This window comes from Hymenobacter sp., from assembly GCF_035709525.1.
Lineage (GTDB): Bacteria > Bacteroidota > Bacteroidia > Cytophagales > Hymenobacteraceae > Hymenobacter.
Genome location: NZ_DASTEP010000121.1, coordinates 33,481 through 50,436, shown reverse-complemented (window position 1 = coordinate 50,436; position 16,956 = coordinate 33,481). Strand labels below are relative to the sequence as shown.

The 16,956-nt window shown below is 61.1% G+C and carries 12 protein-coding genes; 1 reads left to right on the top strand and 11 read right to left on the bottom strand.

The window, feature by feature from the left end:
* Window positions 1–192: 192 nt before the first annotated feature.
* The 5 genes from VFO93_RS10365 to asnB form a co-directional block, all read right to left on the bottom strand.
* Window positions 193–606 (bottom strand): FdtA/QdtA family cupin domain-containing protein, encoded by a 414-nt coding sequence (locus tag VFO93_RS10365; protein ID WP_325134298.1) that lies wholly within the window; start codon window positions 604–606, stop codon window positions 193–195.
* A 63-nt stretch (window positions 607–669) separates the two neighbouring features.
* Window positions 670–1,617: a UDP-glucuronic acid decarboxylase family protein gene (locus tag VFO93_RS10360; protein ID WP_325134297.1), complete on the bottom strand. Its 948-nt coding sequence runs from the start codon at window positions 1,615–1,617 to the stop codon at window positions 670–672.
* A gap of 122 nt (window positions 1,618–1,739) precedes the next feature.
* Complete coding sequence (locus VFO93_RS10355; RefSeq protein WP_325134296.1) at window positions 1,740–3,080, bottom strand: UDP-glucose/GDP-mannose dehydrogenase family protein; 1,341 nt, start codon at window positions 3,078–3,080, stop codon at window positions 1,740–1,742.
* A 68-nt stretch (window positions 3,081–3,148) separates the two neighbouring features.
* Window positions 3,149–4,777: a hypothetical protein gene (locus VFO93_RS10350; protein ID WP_325134295.1), complete on the bottom strand. Its 1,629-nt coding sequence runs from the start codon at window positions 4,775–4,777 to the stop codon at window positions 3,149–3,151.
* Between the two features lie 93 nt (window positions 4,778–4,870).
* Window positions 4,871–6,775 carry an asparagine synthase (glutamine-hydrolyzing) gene (asnB, locus tag VFO93_RS10345; RefSeq protein ID WP_325134294.1) on the bottom strand — a complete coding sequence of 635 codons (1,905 nt, stop codon included), beginning with the start codon at window positions 6,773–6,775 and terminating at the stop codon, window positions 4,871–4,873.
* Window positions 6,776–6,973: 198 nt separating this feature from the next.
* Here asnB and VFO93_RS10340 point away from each other — a divergent pair, with 198 nt between their 5' ends.
* Window positions 6,974–7,474 carry an acyl-CoA-binding protein gene (locus VFO93_RS10340; RefSeq protein WP_325134293.1) on the top strand — a complete coding sequence of 167 codons (501 nt, stop codon included), beginning with the start codon at window positions 6,974–6,976 and terminating at the stop codon, window positions 7,472–7,474.
* A gap of 80 nt (window positions 7,475–7,554) precedes the next feature.
* Here VFO93_RS10340 and VFO93_RS10335 read toward each other — a convergent pair whose 3' ends face one another.
* The 6 genes from VFO93_RS10335 to pheT all read right to left on the bottom strand — a co-directional run bounded on the left by VFO93_RS10335 (window position 7,555) and on the right by pheT (window position 16,932).
* A complete protein-coding gene (locus tag VFO93_RS10335) occupies window positions 7,555–8,406 on the bottom strand; it encodes an N-acetylmuramoyl-L-alanine amidase (protein ID WP_325134292.1) in 852 nt (283 codons plus the stop codon).
* 116 nt (window positions 8,407–8,522) lie between these two features.
* Complete coding sequence (gene rny, locus VFO93_RS10330) at window positions 8,523–10,223, bottom strand: ribonuclease Y (RefSeq protein WP_325134291.1); 1,701 nt, start codon at window positions 10,221–10,223, stop codon at window positions 8,523–8,525.
* A 128-nt stretch (window positions 10,224–10,351) separates the two neighbouring features.
* Entirely contained in the window at window positions 10,352–10,645 is a 294-nt protein-coding gene (locus VFO93_RS10325; protein WP_325134290.1) for a cell division protein ZapA, read from the bottom strand.
* A 37-nt stretch (window positions 10,646–10,682) separates the two neighbouring features.
* Entirely contained in the window at window positions 10,683–10,982 is a 300-nt protein-coding gene (locus VFO93_RS10320; RefSeq protein WP_325134289.1) for a hypothetical protein, read from the bottom strand.
* A gap of 143 nt (window positions 10,983–11,125) precedes the next feature.
* A complete protein-coding gene (locus VFO93_RS10315) occupies window positions 11,126–14,164 on the bottom strand; it encodes a pitrilysin family protein (protein ID WP_325134288.1) in 3,039 nt (1,012 codons plus the stop codon).
* A 314-nt stretch (window positions 14,165–14,478) separates the two neighbouring features.
* Window positions 14,479–16,932 (bottom strand): phenylalanine--tRNA ligase subunit beta, encoded by a 2,454-nt coding sequence (gene pheT, locus VFO93_RS10310; RefSeq protein ID WP_325134287.1) that lies wholly within the window; start codon window positions 16,930–16,932, stop codon window positions 14,479–14,481.
* Between the last annotated feature and the right edge of the window lie 24 nt (window positions 16,933–16,956).

The window sequence follows — 16,956 nt, the reverse complement described above, 5'->3', positions numbered from 1 at the left end:
CTAGGCCGTTGGCCGCACTCTGGTCAGACTGCTGCTCCCATCGGTGCGACTGTTGGTGATTGGTGTCGTTTGAAAAGCCCATCCAGCGCGCTTGGCTACCACCGGTCGAAGCGCTGAGCGTAGTCTGACCGGTGCGCTGATAGGCAGGCATGGTTTCTTAGCCAACTTTTCTATAAGCGAGCTCAGATAAGGTTACTTCCATACCTCCCGAAACCCCTGGTAATCGCGAAGGTAGTCTTCCTCCATAAACGGTTGCGAAGCCAGCGCCAGCTGCACCGCGCCCGGCGCGTACTGCATGGTGTGCCACACATTGGGCGGCACGTAGAGGCCCACGTGCGGGCTTTCAAGCCGGAAAACGCTCAGCTCGCCAATTGCCGACTCAGTCGTAACCACGATGCTACCCGCCACGGCCAGCAGCACGTGCTCGGTGGCCCGGTGGGCGTGGCGGCCCCGCAGAATATTGTCGGGCGTGCCGTAGGTCCAGAACACGCGCTGCACCGCAAAGGGCAGCGACGGGGTGGCCGTTTCGGACACCGACAAATAGCCGATGCCGGCATCGCCAATTTGGGCAAACGTTAGCAGGTGCGGCGCGGGGTAGTCAGGCATTCCAAACAAAAAGCGGAGCCGGCCAAGTGGCCAACTCCGCTTCTAAGGTAGCAAGCCCAGGGCTTACTTCACGTGCTCCTTGAAATACTCCAGCGTGCGGCGTAAGCCTTCGGCGCGGTCCACCTTAGGCTCCCAGCTCAGGATTTCCTTGGCCTTGGTGATGTCGGGGCGGCGCTTCATGGGGTCGTTTTCGGGCAGCGCCTGGTAGGTCGGCCGGAACTCGACACCCGTGAGCTTGGCGATTTCCTCGCCAAACTCCTTTATGGTAATCTCGGCGGGGTTGCCGATGTTCACCGGCAGGTGGTAGTCGCTGAGCAACAGGCGATAGATACCGTCCACCAGGTCGTCGACGTAGCAAAACGAGCGCGTCTGCGAGCCGTCGCCGAACACCGTCAGGTTTTCGCCTTTCAGGGCCTGCGACAAGAAAGCCGGCAGCACGCGGCCGTCGTCGAGGCGCATGCGCGGGCCGTAGGTGTTGAAGATGCGGATGATGCGCGTTTCCAGCCCGTGGTGGTTGTGGTAGGCCATCGTAATGGCTTCCTGAAAGCGCTTGGCCTCGTCGTAGCAGCCGCGCGGACCCACGGGGTTCACGTTGCCCCAATACTCCTCGACTTGCGGGTGCACTTCGGGGTCGCCGTACACTTCGGAGGTGCTGGCAATCAGCACGCGGGCCCCTTTCACGCGGGCCAAACCCAGCAGGTTGTGCGTGCCGAGCGAGCCCACTTTCAGGGTCTGAATCGGAATTTTGAGGTAGTCAATCGGCGAAGCCGGCGAGGCAAAGTGCAGGATGTAGTCGAGCTTGCCGGGCACGAACACGAATTTGCTCACGTCGTGGTGGTGAAACTCGAAGTCTTCGCGCTTGAACAGGTGCTCGATGTTGGCGAGGTTGCCTGTCACGAGGTTGTCCATCGCAATCACGTGGTAGCCCTCAGCCAGAAACCGGTCGCAGAGGTGCGAGCCCAGGAAGCCGGCCCCGCCGGTGATGAGGATACGCTTTTTTTCTTCAGCCATTTTGAAATAAATAAGTCGTTGTCATGCTGAGCGCAGCGAAGCATCTCGCGTGGCGCAGTATTTTTTTTGTCAGCAATGGTGCGGGCGAGATGCTTCGCTGCGCTCAGCATGACAGATAAGATTTAAGCTACCGGCTCTTTGTGGTCGGTTTTCACGCCGATGCAGTGGTAAGCAAAGCCAATTGCTTTCAGCTCGGCGGCGTCGTAGATGTTGCGGCCGTCGAAGATAACTTTTTGCTTGAGCAGGCGGCTCACCACCTCGAAAGAAGGCGAGCGGAACTCGGGCCACTCCGTCACTACCAGCAGCGCGTCGGCATCTACCAAGGCTTCAAACTGGTCTTTGGCGTAAGTGATGGTGTCGCCGAGCGTGTGCTTGGCTTCGGCCACGGCCACCGGGTCGTAGGCCGATACGGTAGCGCCTTCGGCCAGCAGCTTCTCGATGATAACCAGCGAGGGAGCTTCGCGCATGTCGTCGGTCTTGGGCTTGAAGGACAAACCCCAGATGGCGAATTTCTTGCCTTTGAGGTCGCCGCCGAAGTGCTTCTGCACCTTGCCGAACAGCACTTCCTTCTGGGCCTCGTTCACGCCTTCCACGGCTTGCAGCACCTGCATCTGGTAGCCGTTTTCCTGGGCCGTTTTAATGAGGGCCTTCACGTCTTTGGGAAAGCACGAGCCGCCGTAGCCGATGCCGGGGTAAATAAACTTGGTGCCGATGCGGGCATCGGAGCCAATGCCGCGGCGCACCATATTTACATCGGCCCCCATGATTTCGCACAGGTTGGCGATGTCGTTCATAAACGAAATTTTGGTGGCCAGCATCGAGTTGGCGGCGTATTTCGTCATTTCGGCCGACGGAATATCCATGAAAATAATCGGGTGGCCGTTGAGCAGGAAGGGCTTGTAGAGGCGGCGCATCATCTCCTCGGCGCGCTCCGAGCTCACGCCCACCACGATACGGTCGGGCTTGAGAAAATCATCGATGGCCGCGCCTTCCTTGAGGAACTCGGGGTTAGAGGCCACGTCAAAATCGAGGTTGGCCCCACGCCTGGCCAGCGCGCCCTCGAGCTCGGCCCGCACCTTGGCGGCCGTGCCCACGGGCACGGTGCTCTTGGTCACGACCACGCAGTAGTTTTCCAGGTTTTCGCCGATGCCGCGCGCCACGGCCAGCACGTACTTGAGGTCGGCTGAGCCGTCTTCGCCGGGTGGCGTGCCCACCGCGATAAAGGCTACGTCGGCGTCCTTCATGCCCTCGGCCAGCGAGGTAGAGAATTGCAGGCGGCCCGCCCGCACGTTGCGCGACACCATTTCCTCCAGGCCCGGCTCGTAAATCGGCAGGATGCCCACGCGGAGGTTATCAATTTTTTTCTGGTCGATATCAATGCACGTCACTTCAATGCCGACTTCGGCAAAGCAAGTACCCGTAACCAGCCCCACGTAGCCGGTGCCGACAACTGCTATTTTCATTTGAGAAAGAGAGTAGTAGACTATAGGATAGTCTAGTTGGTAAGTTTTAAGGTAAAAGAAGGCAGGAACTACTGGCGGGGCAGGCGCAGCACGCGCAGCCGAAACTTTTGTCGCTGACTTTCAGCACGCTCACTAGGCGCCAGCCCCTCAAACTCGTAGGCGGGAAAGGTACGGTAGTAGGGTGTATCGACCAGCACGCGAGCGGGTGCAAAAGCTGGGGGCGGCGTGCACGCACTGGCCGTCAGCGGGTAAAGAAGGGCAAAGTTAACCAGTACCGTCAGGCTATCGGCATCGTTTGTAGTAGGCTGGCGGCAGTTTGGGGCCGCCGTATGCGGCCCGTGCGGCCGAAAGCGCAGGCTCTCCGCCACGCGCACCGATTCATAATAAGTCAAGTTACTAGCCGGCAAGCAGTTGAGCCGATACTTTACGATTATTTCTGGCGGATAAGCTAGTTGCTGATATTTCACAAAAAATAATCCGTAAGAAGCGAGCCCGACTAGGCACCCGCCCAAGCCCACCCAGCCGGCCCGCCCCGGCTGCCGGCTGCCGGCCAGCGCCGCCACTCCGGCCAGCACCAGAAAAGGTAGGTACAGATGCAGCAAGCGCCCATACCACACAATGCGGTGCCCCACGGCCGCCGCCGTGGCGTGCAGTAGAAACATCAGGAGGGCCGCCGCCAGTAGCTTTTGCCGGGGTGTGCGGGGCACGCTGGCGGCCGCCCCGGCCAGGGCCAGGTAGCACACAGCCCGCATTATCGCCCAGGCCAACAGCGCCAGCAGTACTAACCCCAACGCACCCTCTACCTGCCACAAATACTTCAGCCAGAAGGTGTAGCCTTCAGCCGGGTCGCCTTGCAAGATGTGCAGCGACAAATCGTAGCTCACTGCCCAGAAGGGCGGCCCACCGCCCAGCCGGCTCAAGGCCTCGGCCCCCAGCAGCGGCAGCCCAAATCCCAGGCCCAACGCTAGCAATCTGCTAAAATTGGCCAGCGCCCAACTTACCGGCCGATGCCAGTCGAGCAGCGGTGCCACTAGTAGCACCGGCCCGGCGTAGTAGCCGGGGTAAAGTAGCCACAGCAGCCCCGCGCCCAGCCCCAGCCGCGCCCAAAACCAGGCTTTTGGCATCGGCGGCTGACACAACACCCACCATAGTAGCGCCATAAACAGCAGCATAGCGCTGTCGTAGGGCAGCACGTGGCGCACGTAGATGCTGGTATTGATAAGGCTGGCGTAGAGCACGGCCGCTACCAACGCCCACTGCCGGGCGGCGGGCGTATCGGCCAGCAGCCGCTGGCCTATACGCCAGCAAAACCAGGCCGTGCCCACCGTGGCCGTCCAGTTGAGCAGCGTAGGTAGCAGCAGCGATGGGTAACTATACATATCCCAGCCCGCGTAGCGGGCCAGTAGCAGCTGCCCCGCCGCCGGCAGGCAGCGCCACAGCGCATCCACGGGCCGGGCATCGACCATCGAAAGGGCAAAAGCACAGGCTTGCCAGTGCCCGTGGGCAGCCGCCCGCACCGCTTCAAACGACTGGAAATAGCGCCGCTCGTCGTAATCGACCAGCGTGCCACTACCCAGCAGCAACAGGCGCAGCAGCAGTAGGCTGCTCCAGGCCATTATCAGTAAGCGCGTAGTCGCCGCCGTGGCAAACCAACTGGCTCGCCTATCTGATGCGTTGGCAGCTGAGTTGGTCGTCATTTATCATTATCAAGAATCATCAAACAAAAGCGACGGATTAAAAATCTGAATATCAAATTTTTAATCCGTCGCTTACAAAGCTGCTTCAGCTTGCTACGCCATATATTTTTTCCACCAGTACTGGAAGACAATCAGCCCCCAGATGCGGGCGTGCGCGTCGCCGGGATTACTGGAGAAAAGCTGCTTTTTCAGCTTTTGCACCGTGGTTACCTCAAAAATGCCCTGGGCGGCTACGAAGTCATCGGCCAGCAAATCCTGCTCGATGAGCGGGCGTAGCTCGCCGCGCATCCACTTCAGCAGCGGCACCTCGAAGCCGTGCTTGGGGCGGTCGTAGAGCTCGGGCGGCAGCATGGGCCGGAAGGCGTCCTGCACGATTTTCTTCTTCATCGTGCCATCGACTTTGCTGCTCACGGGCAGCGAAAAGGCGAAGTTGACGACCTTATAATCGAGGAACGGCGTGCGGACTTCCAGCGAGTTGGCCATGCTCATCAAGTCCACTTTGGTGAGCATGTCGTAAGGCAGTACCAGCTGCGTATCGGTGAGCAGCACCTCGTTGAGGTCGCCGTCGGCATGCAGGTTTTCCAGAATATCCTTGCGGCGCTTGGCGGCCAGCTTCTTATCTACTTTTTTGCGGCTGGCGGCGCTCAGCAGGTCGGTAGATTCTTGTTCGGAGGCAAAGCTGGCCCAGTCCCAATACCGGTCCTTGGGGCCGCTGAGCATACCGCGCGAGAAGCGCTGAAACTGCCGGATTTTGTTGCCGAAGTACGAGTTGCGCGACTTGGGCAGGATGTCCCAGAGCAAATTCAGGCCGGTTACGGCCTCAGCCTTGAAGCCACCCTGCCGCACCTGGAAGTCGCCCATGTGCTTGTTGTAGCCGCCAAAAATCTCGTCGGCCCCGTCGCCGCTCAACGCCACGGTTACGTGCTGCCGGGTGCGCTGGCTGAGCACATGCACGGCCAGCGCCGACGAGTCGGCAAAGGGCTCATCAAAGTAGTCAAGCATCTGAAACAGATGCTCGTACAAGTCATCGTTGCTCAGCGAAAACACCGTGTGGTTGGTGTTGTGCATCTTCGCTACTAGGTTGGCATACTTGGTTTCGTCGAAGAAAGGCTCGTCGCGGAAGCCGATGCTGAACGTGTTGAGGTGCGGCGTGTGGCGGGTGGCCAGGGCCGTAACCACGCTCGAATCGATGCCGCCGCTCAGGAACGAGCCCAGCGGCACGTCGGCCACGAGGCGGCGCGCCACGGCCTCGTCCATCAGCGTCACCAGCTTCTTCTGCTGCTGCTCGTAGTCGAGCTTGTTTTTGGCAACTTCCTTGGGGTCGTAGGGAATCTTATACCAGCGCTTGCGCACTACCTTATCGCCCTTAATGAACAGGTAATGACCAGGTAGCAATTTTTTAATTCCCTTGAAGATGGTAGCCGGGCCCGGAATGTAGTTGAGCTGCAAGTAGTGGCTCAGCGCCGCGTAGTCAAGCTTGCGCGGCACACCCAGCGCCAGCAGCGATTTCAGCTCCGAGCCGAACAGAAACCGGTCCTCATCGCGGTACACGTGCAGCGGCTTCACGCCGTAGCGGTCGCGGGCAATGAAGAGCGAATTTTCCTCTTTATCAAAAATCGCGAAGCCGAAAAAGCCATTCAGCTTCTTGATAAAGCTGCGCCCTTCGCTGATGTAGAGATTCAGAATAACCTCGGTATCAGTCTGCGAATGAAAGCGGTAGCCTTTCTTGAGCAGCTTGGCGCGCAGCTCGCGGTAGTTGAAGATTTCGCCGTTGAAGACGATGGTGTAGCGGCCCGACTCGTCGGTCATGGGCTGGTTGCCATCGGCCGAGAGGTCGAGAATGGCCAGCCGCCGAAAGCCCAGCCCGCACTGGTCATACACGAAGTGGCCCTGCGAGTCGGGCCCCCGGCGCACGATGGCGTCGGTGGCGGCCTGCAAGTGGGCGAGGGCCGAGCGGCCCGATTCAGAGAAGGCGTAAGCGCCGGTTATTCCACACATAATATAGCTAGTAGGGCAAATATAAGGAGGCGGGGCGGTGGTGAATTGGCGAATGGGTGAGTTGGTGAACGGTAGCCGCGCTGTTCTTTTCCGTCTATTCCCCAGCGCAGCCCTTCGCAACCCCCGGCCCGTAGTCTTAGTAAAGCTAGCAACCGGCCGCTCGCCGGCCTCTTATTCGATAGCCCCTCCCCCACCCTCATGAACTTACAACAGCAATTTGACGCTGCGGCGCAACAAGTTAATAAGCTCGACGATGCCACCGCCGCCCGGCACATGACCGAGCTTTACGGCCTCTACAAGCAAGCCACCGAAGGCGACGTAAACATGCAGCCCGGCGAAGTTTCGGCCGATGATGCCGACAAAGCCAGCGGCCCGGCAGGCCTCTCGCAAGCGCAATGGGAGTCGTGGGACAAATACAAAGGCGTGCCCGAGGACGAGGCCAAGCGCCGCTACGTGGCCAAAGTAGCCGAGATAACCGGCGATAAAGCCAGCGGCGGCACCGATGCCGACGCCGTGCCTACCGATGCCCTCACCAACGCCCCGATGGCCCCCGACGCGCCGCTAGTGCCCGAAAAAGAAAACGACACTACCTCGGCCCAGCCCGGCTTTGGCCCCGGCCAGAGCACCGGCGGCCTGCGCGGCGACATTACGGCCGGCGCCCCCTACGGCGGCGAAGACAAATTAAAAGGCGCGCAGTAACACCAAGCTCCAGCTTGGTGAGTCGTTGTTAAGCCATCCAAACGAGGCTCACCAACGATTCGCCAAGCTGGAGCTTGGCATTACAAGAACTTACGATACAGGTTAAACAGAATCCGCCGGTCCAGCTCGGTCAGTTCCGACCCGGTTTCGCCGGGCACAAAATGCCGCTTGAAAGCCGCGATAGCCGCGTTCAAATCCTGCGTATCGTAGCCAATAATACGCAACGCCTCGCGCGGCGTGAGACCCGGCAGCGGCAGCCCGAGCGAGTCGGTAGCAAACGGTGCGGCGGTAGTATCCGTCAGCACCGCCGCATCGTACCAGAGGCCGAAGCCGCGCTGCGCCAGCCGCTGCCACGGAAACAGGGCGCTCGGGTCGTTTTTGCGGGTGGGCGCGATGTCGCCGTGGCCGATAAAATTGGCGGCCGGAATATTATACGTCTTTTTCAGGCTACTCAATACTTTCAGTAAGCTCGCCAGCTGCGCTTCCTGAAACGGCTCCGCACCGTCGTTATCCAGCTCAATGCCAATGGATACCGAGTTAATATCCGTGACGTTGCCCCAGCGGGCCGCGCCGCCGTGCCATGCGCGCAGGTAGTCGTTGAGCATGTGAAAGGTCTGCCCGTCGCGCCCGATTACGTAGTGGGCGCTCACCTGCGTCTTCACCAGCGTGAACGTCTTGAGCGTCTGCTCGGTACTGTGCTGCGCCGTGTGGTGAATGATGACGTAGTTGGGCTTGCGCAAATTGAAGTTGACGGTGCCGGCCCAGTAGGGCGCGGGCGGCAGGCTGTCGGCGAGTAGCGTGGGCTGGGAGCGCAGTTGCCGGGCCAGGTCGCGGGTCTGGCGCTTGTACACTTTGTTGGTGGCAGCGTAGGGGTTGCGCACGCAGCCGGCGGCGAGCAACGCGAGGGCGGCCAGGAGGGCGAGTTTTTTCATGATGCAGGGCAAACATAAAGCCCCGGCTGCGCGGGCGGCCGGGGCTTTTGCTGTAGCGCGGACTTTCAGTCCGCAAGTACGTTGCTATTCCTTTGTTCGCGGACTAAAAGTCCGCGCTACTTAGCATACGCTACCGAGCGCATTTCGCGGATTACCGTCACTTTAATCTGACCAGGATACTGCATCTCCTTTTCAATTTTCTGCGAAATCTCGAAGCTTAGCTCGCCGGCGCGCTCGTCGCTCACGTTCTCGGCATCCACGATTACGCGCAGCTCGCGGCCCGCCTGGATGGCGTAGGTCTGGTTTACGCCTTTGAACGCACCGGCCGTTTCTTCCAGCTGCTTGAGGCGCTTGATGTAGCTTTCCATCATTTCGCGGCGCGCGCCGGGGCGCGAGCCCGAAATGGCGTCGCAGGCCTGAATGATGGGCGAAATCAGGGCCGTCATTTCCATCTCGTCGTGGTGGGCACCGATGGCGTTCACTACGTCGGGGTGTTCCTTATACTTCTTGGCCATCTCCATGCCCAGGATGGCGTGCGGCAGTTCGGGCTCCTCGGTGCTCACTTTGCCGATGTCGTGAAGCAGGCCGGCGCGGCGGGCGTGCTTCACGTTGAGGCCCAGCTCGGCGGCCATCGTGGCGCAGAGGTTGGCTACTTCGCGGCTGTGTTGCAGCAGGTTCTGGCCGTAGCTGGAGCGGAAGCGCATCCGGCCCACCATCCGAATCAGCTCGGGGTGCAGGCCGTGGATACCAAGGTCGATAACCGTGCGCTCGCCGATTTCGATGATTTCCTCCTCGATTTTCTTGGTCGTCTTGGCCACGATTTCCTCCACGCGGGCGGGGTGAATGCGGCCGTCCTTCACCAGCAGGTGCAGCGAGAGGCGCGCAATTTCGCGGCGCACCGGGTCGAAGCCCGAGATAATGATGGCTTCCGGCGTGTCGTCCACAATCACTTCTACGCCCGTCGCCGCTTCCAGCGCCCGGATGTTGCGGCCCTCGCGGCCGATAATTTTGCCCTTCACGTCGTCGCTCTCGATGTTGAACACCGACACGCAGTTTTCGATGGCGTGCTCCGAAGCCGTGCGCTGAATGGTTTCCAGCACTACCTTTTTGGCATCCTTGGTCGCCGTGAGCTTGGCCTGCGCTACCGTATCCTTGATGTAGGACGAGGCTTGCAGCTGGGCCTCATTCTTCAGGCTTTCAACGAGTTGCTCGCGGGCTTCGGCGGCGGTAAGGCCGGCTACTTTTTCGAGCTGGCTTTGCACCTCCTGCACGATGGCTTCGGCTTCCTGCTGCTTGGCTTGCAGCTCGGCCACGGCGGTTTCGTGGCGGGTTTGGCGCTTTTCTTCCTGCTGCTCGAAGCGGTTGCGCTGGTGCTCGGCATCGGCCTGCACCTTTTCGCGGGTGGCTTCCAACTCTTTTTCCTTGTGCTGGATGGTTTCGAGCTGCTTTTGGGTGGTTTCGGTGAGGTGCTTGATGGCCTGCTCCTGGGCTAGCACGCCCTGGCGGCGCTCGGTAAGCTCTTGCTCCAGGGCGGTTTTCAGACGCTGGGTTTCGGCGTCAAACTCGCGGCGCACGCGCTTTTGCTCCTGCTCGTACTCGTTTTTGAGGTTGCGAAACTTGTCCTTCGACTGCTGAATGCGCTCGTCGCGGGTGCGGTTGGCCGTGGCTTCGGCCTCTTCGATAATCTGGCGGGCTTTGGCCTGGGCCTCGCCTTCGTGGTCTTGCCTGGCCTTGCCGGCCAGCTGGCGGCCGATGACCAGTCCGCCCACCAGGGCAATGACGGCCGTCAGCACGCAATATAAAAGAATGGATGACATGAAGTTATGGAAGTGAAGTGAATCAGAACCATAGCAACAGGCGAGTTACCAGGCCGGGGGTAGCCGGGGCCGCTTGCCCTGGCCGGCCCGGCCGGGCCAACGAAAGTACGGGTGCTGCCTACGCGCGTTTACACGGCCAGCACCACGCCAGAAAGCAGCTCATCGAGGCGCGCCAGGCGCTCGGTGAGGTCTGCGTCGGTTCCATCCTTTTCTTTGCTGACTTTCAAAGAGTCAGCCATTGTGGCGAAGGCTACCATCGCCAGCAGGTCTTGTTTGTCCTGAATGCCGTATTGCTCCCGAAACTCGCGTAGCCGCTCGCTGAGCTGCCGGCCGGCCAGGCGCAGGCGCTCTTCGTCGGCCACGGCCACCCGCATGGGGTAGTCGCGGTCAGCGATGCGAATTTTAATGGCTAAATCGTTCATAGAGAGGCAAGAGGCAGTCAGAGTAGGTGAAGGTTATTTATTCCCTCAAATAGGCAAGGCACTTATCTATTTCGCGGATGTATTCGTTGAGGCGTTGTTTCAGCTCGTTGGCCTGGGTGGGTTCCCCGCCGGCTATAGTCTGGACAAGTTTAACAATATTTTCTTGGTTTTGGTACTCCCGCAGCTGTTTTTCGCGCTCGCGGCCATCGGCCCGCAGGTGCTCGATGGTGGTGCGCGCATCGGCCAGCTCTTCGCGCAGCTGCTGATAGGCAGCCACTAAGGTGGTTACCTGCCGCTCCAGGCGGTCGAGTTGCGCGTGTTGTTGAGATGAAGCCAAGGGGGTATTTTTATTACATCGCGAAGGTAGCGGAAATTGTTGGGCTTCGATTCAGGCCCCTGCAGCCCGTCTCGACCGCCGCCTGAAGCCACAAAAAAGCCCGCCGCTGGGCAGCGGCGGGCTTTAGCCAGCAGTGCGTGGGTCTACGCGCCGCCTTTCTTCTTGGTTTTTACCTTTTTGCCGTTTTCCGCGGTTTTGGTTTTACCGTCGGGCATGTCGGCGGGGGCGGCCGTGGGCGCGGCCGGGGCCGTGGCGGCCACGGGCAGGCCGTTCACGTCGAGTTCCTGCACCTCGTAGCCGAGCTCCGAGAGGCCGGGGAAGGCCTTGGCGCGGTCGCCCACTACCACGATGTACATTTTGTCGCCGGGCAGGTATTTGGTTACCGAAGCCGCCACGTCTTCCTTCTTCAGGTTTTTGAGAATGTCGGCCTGCTGGTTTACGTAGTCGGGCTGGAGGTTATACTCCACGAGGCGCGAGAGGAAGCCCGCTTTCTGCTGGCCGGTTTCGTAGCGCAGGGCGTCGCTCTGGCCCACCGAGCTTTGCAGGAAAGTCAGCTCCTCATCGGTGATGCCGGTGCGGTAGTTGTTGATTTCCTTCATAAACTCCTTCACCGAAGCGGCCGTGGCATCGGCGCGCACGCCGGCCTGGGCCGTGAACGGCCCCGCGAAGCGCGTGCTGCTGTAGCCCGAGCGCGCGCCGTAGGTGTAGCCCTTGTCTTCGCGCAGGTTCAGGTTGATGCGCGAGTTGAAGGCCTGGCCCAGCACGTAGTTGCTAAGGTAAGCGCGGTAGTAGTCGCCGGTGGCATCGTAGGGCAGGGCGGTGAGGTAGCCCACCCGGATTTCGGACTGCGCCGCGCCGGGCTTGTCGATAAAGTAAATCTTGGTTTTGTCGGGCTGCGCCTGGGCCACCGGGGCGGTGGGCAACGTCACGTTTTTCTGCGGCCAGGCTTTCAGGAAGCCCAGCTGCTGCTCGGTGGCGGCCTGGTCCACGTCGCCCACCACGGTGAGGTAGCTCACGTTAGGCGCGTAGTTGCTGGCGTAGAACTGCTTCACGTCGTCGAGCGTGATGCTGGTTACGCTGGCCGTGGTGCCGTTGCCGGGCACGCCCATGATGTCATTCTGGCCATACAGCAGCTTATTATAGGCGTTGTTGGCAATGACTACCGGCTGCGTTACCTGGTTGGCGATGCCTTGCAGGGTCTGCTTTTTGATACGGTCAAAATCGGCCGCGTCGAAGCGCGGGTGCAGCAGGCGCTGCTCCAGCAGAGCCATCGTGGCGGGCAGATTTTTGGTGAGCGTCTGCACGTACACGGTCGTGTTGTCGGCGCCGCTGCCTACCTGGATGGTGCTACCCAGGCGGTCGAGTGCCGCCGTAAACTCTTCGCTGCTATACTTTTCCGAGCCTTCGTTCAGCATCTGCGCCGTGAGCGAAGCCACGCCGGCCTTGCCAGGCATGGCTTGCTCCAAGCGGTGCCCACCCCGAATGGTGAGCAGCATGGTCGTCACGGGCAGCTCGGTATTTTTGGTACCAATCAGCTGCAAGCCGTTGCCGAACTTATCCTGCCAGATGGCGGGCACCTTCACCACCGGGTTGGCCCCAGCCTTAGGCTGCTGCCCACGGTCGAAATTATCGACGGCCTTCACGTATTTCAGGCCTTCGTAGCCGTAGTTGGGGGCTACGTAGCCGGCCGTGGAGGGCGTGTAGTTGTCCTTGGCGGCCACCTCGCCGAGCTTGCCCTTGGGCACCACGCTCAGAATCACGGCGTGCTTGCCCTGGATGTACTTGGCGAACACGCGCTGCACGTCGGCCTTCGTAAGAGCGCGCAGCTCCTTGAGGTCGGCGGGCAGGCGATTGGGGTTGCCGAAGAAAGTTTGGTTGGAAGCCAGCTGGCTCACTTTGCCCTGCACGCTGGCCAGGCTGTTGATAAGCTGGGCCTCGGTGCTGGCCTTGAATTGCGCTACCTGCGCATCGGTCACGCCATTTTTGGCAAACTCGGCCAGCGTTTTGCGGAAAATAACTTCCGCGCTGTCGAGGCGCGTACCGGGCGTATTTATCGAAATCAAAGTAAACTCGCCGCTCAGCTCCGAGTTGCGCTGGTAGGCCTGGGCCTGCACCGCCTTCTGGTTTTTCACCAGGTTTTTGTAAAGCAATGACGTATTGCCGCCGCCGATAATGTCGGCCAGCGCGTCGAGAGCCGCCTCGTCGGGGTGGCCGTGGGGCACGGTCGGGAAAATCATCTGGAGCATCGGGAAGCGCACATTGTCTTCGTAGCTCACGTAGCGGTCGGCGCTCAGCACGGGCGCGGGCAGCTTCTGCACCGGCACGGCCGGCCCGCGCTTAATGGGGCCGAAGTACTTCTCGGCCAGCTTCAGCACCTGCGCCGAGGTCACGTCGCCGCCCACGGTCAGGGTCGCGTTATTCGGCCCGTACCAGCGCAAGAAGAAGTTCTTGAGGTCGTTGACGTTCGAGTTGTCGAGGTCTTTGAGGTAGCCGATGGTCAGCCACGAATACGGGTGGCCGTAGGGATACAGCGTTTTGGCGGCGTACTCGCTGGCCAGGCCGTAGGGGCGGTTGTCGTAGTTCTGGCCGCGCTCGTTTTTCACGGTAGCGCGCTGAATCTCAAACTTTTTCTGGCTTACGGCATCGAGCAAAAAGCCCATGCGGTCGGCCTCCAGCCACATCGCCGTTTCGAGCTGGTTGCTCGGCACGGTTTCGAAGTAGTTGGTGCGGTCCTGGTTGGTCGTGCCGTTGAGCGTACCGCCGGCAGCCGTCACGAGCTTGAAGTGCTGCTGGTCGCCGACGTGGTCGGAGCCCTGAAACATCATGTGCTCGAAGAAGTGGGCAAAGCCCGACTTGCCAATCTGCTCGCGGGCCGAGCCCACGTGGTAGGTCACGTCCACGTGCACCAGCGGGTCAGAATGGTCTTCGGCCACGATGACGGTCAGGCCGTTGGGCAGCACGTATTTTTCATAAGGAATGACGAGCTCGCCGGGCTTCTGGGTTACTTTCTCGACTAGGCGCGCGCCAGTAGCGCCTACCGGGGCTTTTACCGTGGGCGGCTTGGGCGTGGTCGATTTGGCGCCGGCGGGCTTGGCGGCTGGCTTTTGCTGGGCCGTGGCCGGCACGGTAGCCAGTGCCAAACCCAGCCCACACAGCCACGAAGACAGAACAGGTACTTTCATAAGAAGAAAAGGGACAAAACCGGCCAAAGGTGAGCAACCGGACTGCAATGTTACTCGCCAAAAGGCTTTCGGCATTACAGAGGGCGCGGCGCGGCGGTGGCTTTTTTTCTGCCGCTAACCCCGGCCGTAGCTTTACCGCCCGCGCGCTTGGTTGGGCTTTCAGCCAGCGGCTACGCTAGTTGAAAAGAGAAGCCCCGGCTGCTGGCGCAGCCGAGGCTTCTAGAAAAGTTTTAGAGTGCTCGTCGCTCGTATTACCCCACCCCCGGCCCCTCCCCTCTCCCGGAGGGGAGGAGCCGGGGGTGGGGTGAGCAGGCCTACTTCCGAATCAGCGCGCCCGCCTGCTTCTCAAACTGCTGAATGAGCTTCTGCATCACCTGGTCGATGGCCTGGTCGGTGAGCGTCTGCGTGGGGTCTTGCAAGGTGAAGCTCACCGAGTACGACTTTTTGCCCGCCTCCAGCCGGTCGCCGGCGTACACGTCAAACACGTTCACGTCGCGCAGCAGCTTCTTTTCGGTGCGCTGCGCGATGGTGCGCAGCTGGTCGAAGGTCACGGCCTGGTCCACCACCAGCGACAAGTCGCGGCGCACCTCCGGGAACTTAGGTAGCTCGCGGGCCACCAGCGTGGCCTTGTATTTCTTGAGCAGCCAGTCCCAATCCAGCTCGGCGTACCACACGGGCTGGCTTACGTCGAGGCGCTTGAGCACGGCCGGTGACACCGCGCCCACGTTGGCCACGGGCTGGTTTTGAGCCAGCAGCGTGAGGCCGCCCGCCAGGTACGGGTGCTGCGTGGGCTGCGAGGCGGGCGGCGGGTGGCCCAGTGCCGCCAGCACCTGCTGCACCGCCCCGGCTAGGTCGTGGTAGGCACTTTTGCGCGAGGCGTGCTGCCAGGTTTCGGCGGTGGCGCTGCCGGTGAAGTAGATGGCCAGCACGTTCTTTTCCTTGTACTTGCCGTTGTCGCCGAGGTGGTAGGTTTTGCCAAACTCATATAGCTTCAAATCGCGCTGGCGGCGGTTGAGGTTGTGGCGCACCACTTCCAGGCCCGAGGTCAGCAGCGTGGGCCGCATGATATTCAAATCCTGGCTGTTGTAGTTCAGAATCCGCACCAGCGCGGCGTCGGGCGCGTCGGCCTTCTCGAAGTACTGCGAGTTGGTGAGCGAGTTGGTCAGAATCTCCGAAAAGCCCTGGCCGCTGAGCAGGTCAGCCACTTTCTGGCGCACTACCTCGGGGTCGGGGTTAGGGAAGCCCGACAGGAACGACGCCGAGTTGTGCGGCTTCAGGGCCACGTTGTTGAAGCCGTAGATGCGCAGAATTTCCTCAATTACGTCGGCCTCGCGCGTTACGTCCACCTTGTAGGGCGGCACGGCGAGCAGCCAGGTGGTTTCTGGTTTCTGGTTTCTGGTTTCTGGTTGCTCGGCGGTGGTTTCCGCCTCAATTTTGATGCCTAGGCCAGTCAGGATTTCGCGGATGCGCTCCTCCCCTATCTCCTGGCCGATGAGCCGGGTTACGCGGCTCAGGCGCAAGCGCACCTGGTTGTTGGGTATGAGGTGCGGAAACACGTCGACCACTGGTGCGGCGATGTGGGCGCCGGCCACTTCTTGCAGCAGCAGCGCGGCGCGCTTCAGCGCGGTGGGCACCATGTAGGGGTCAGTGCCGCGCTCGAAGCGGAACGACGCATCGGTTTTGAGGCCGTGCAGCTGGCTGGTGTGGCGCACCACGGCCGGCGCGAAGTAGGCGCTTTCCAGCACCACGCGGGTCGTGGCATTGCTCACGCCCGAGGTTTTGCCGCCGAACACGCCAGCCAGCGCCATCGCCGCGCCGTGGGCGTCGGCAATCACCAAATCCTCAGCTTGCAAGGTGCGCTCCACCCCATCCAGCGTGGTGAATTTCTCACCGGCTTCGGCGCGCTTCACGCGGATTTTATTGCCCGCAATTTGGTTTGCATCAAAGGCGTGCAACGGCTGGCCCAGTTCGTGCAGCACGAAGTTGGTGACGTCCACCACGTTATTAATCGGCGAGAGGCCGATGCTGCGCAGGCGGCGCTGGAGCCACTCGGGCGACGGGCCAACCTGCACGTTATCCAGCAGCAGGCCGGCGTAGCGCGGGCACGCCTGCTCGTCTTCAATCACTACCTCGATGTTCTCGCCGCTTGCGGGCGCGGCGAAGGCGCTCACGTCGGGCAAGTGGGCGGGCTGGCCCAGCAGGGCGCGCAGCTCGCGGGCTACGCCGTAGTGCGAGGCCGCGTCGGCGCGGTTGGGCGTGAGGCCGATTTCAATCTCCGTATCCGAGCCCAGGCCGAAATACTCGGCGGCCGGCGTGCCATCGGGCAGGTTGGTATCGAGCACCATAATGCCGGCGTGCGACTGGCCCAGGCCGATTTCGTCTTCAGCGCAAATCATGCCCTCCGAGGCCGCGCCGCGGATTTTTGATTTCTTGATTTTGAACGGCTCGCCGGTGCTGGGGTGCAGCGTGGCACCTTCCAGGGCCACTACCACGCGCTGGCCGGCGGCCACGTTGGGCGCGCCGCACACGATTTGGCGCGGGGTAGCGTCGCCCACGGCCACGGTGGTAAGACTCAGCTTGTCGGCATCGGGGTGGCGCTCGCAGGTGAGCACCGTGCCCAGCACCACGCCGCGCAGGCCGCCGGGAACGCTTTCCACTTCAGTCAGGCTCTCGACTTCGAGGCCCGAGCTGGTGAGTAGCGCGCCGATTTCGGCCGCCGAAAGCGTGGTGGGAAATAAGGTTTTAAGCCAGTCGAACGAGATAGTCATTGCCAGAAAACGACGGCTTTTGGC

What these genes read in the sequence shown, in the direction of transcription:
- VFO93_RS10365 (WP_325134298.1), bottom strand. Translation starts at nt 606, where the DNA reads ATGCCTGACTACCCCGCGCCGCACCTGCTAACGTTTGCCCAAATTGGC.
- VFO93_RS10360 (WP_325134297.1), bottom strand. Translation starts at nt 1,617, where the DNA reads ATGGCTGAAGAAAAAAAGCGTATCCTCATCACCGGCGGGGCCGGCTTC.
- VFO93_RS10355 (WP_325134296.1), bottom strand. Translation starts at nt 3,080, where the DNA reads ATGAAAATAGCAGTTGTCGGCACCGGCTACGTGGGGCTGGTTACGGGT.
- VFO93_RS10350 (WP_325134295.1), bottom strand. Translation starts at nt 4,777, where the DNA reads ATGACGACCAACTCAGCTGCCAACGCATCAGATAGGCGAGCCAGTTGG.
- asnB (WP_325134294.1), bottom strand. Translation starts at nt 6,775, where the DNA reads ATGTGTGGAATAACCGGCGCTTACGCCTTCTCTGAATCGGGCCGCTCG.
- VFO93_RS10340 (WP_325134293.1), top strand. Translation starts at nt 6,974, where the DNA reads ATGAACTTACAACAGCAATTTGACGCTGCGGCGCAACAAGTTAATAAG.
- VFO93_RS10335 (WP_325134292.1), bottom strand. Translation starts at nt 8,406, where the DNA reads ATGAAAAAACTCGCCCTCCTGGCCGCCCTCGCGTTGCTCGCCGCCGGC.
- rny (WP_325134291.1), bottom strand. Translation starts at nt 10,223, where the DNA reads ATGTCATCCATTCTTTTATATTGCGTGCTGACGGCCGTCATTGCCCTG.
- VFO93_RS10325 (WP_325134290.1), bottom strand. Translation starts at nt 10,645, where the DNA reads ATGAACGATTTAGCCATTAAAATTCGCATCGCTGACCGCGACTACCCC.
- VFO93_RS10315 (WP_325134288.1), bottom strand. Translation starts at nt 14,164, where the DNA reads ATGAAAGTACCTGTTCTGTCTTCGTGGCTGTGTGGGCTGGGTTTGGCA.
- pheT (WP_325134287.1), bottom strand. Translation starts at nt 16,932, where the DNA reads ATGACTATCTCGTTCGACTGGCTTAAAACCTTATTTCCCACCACGCTT.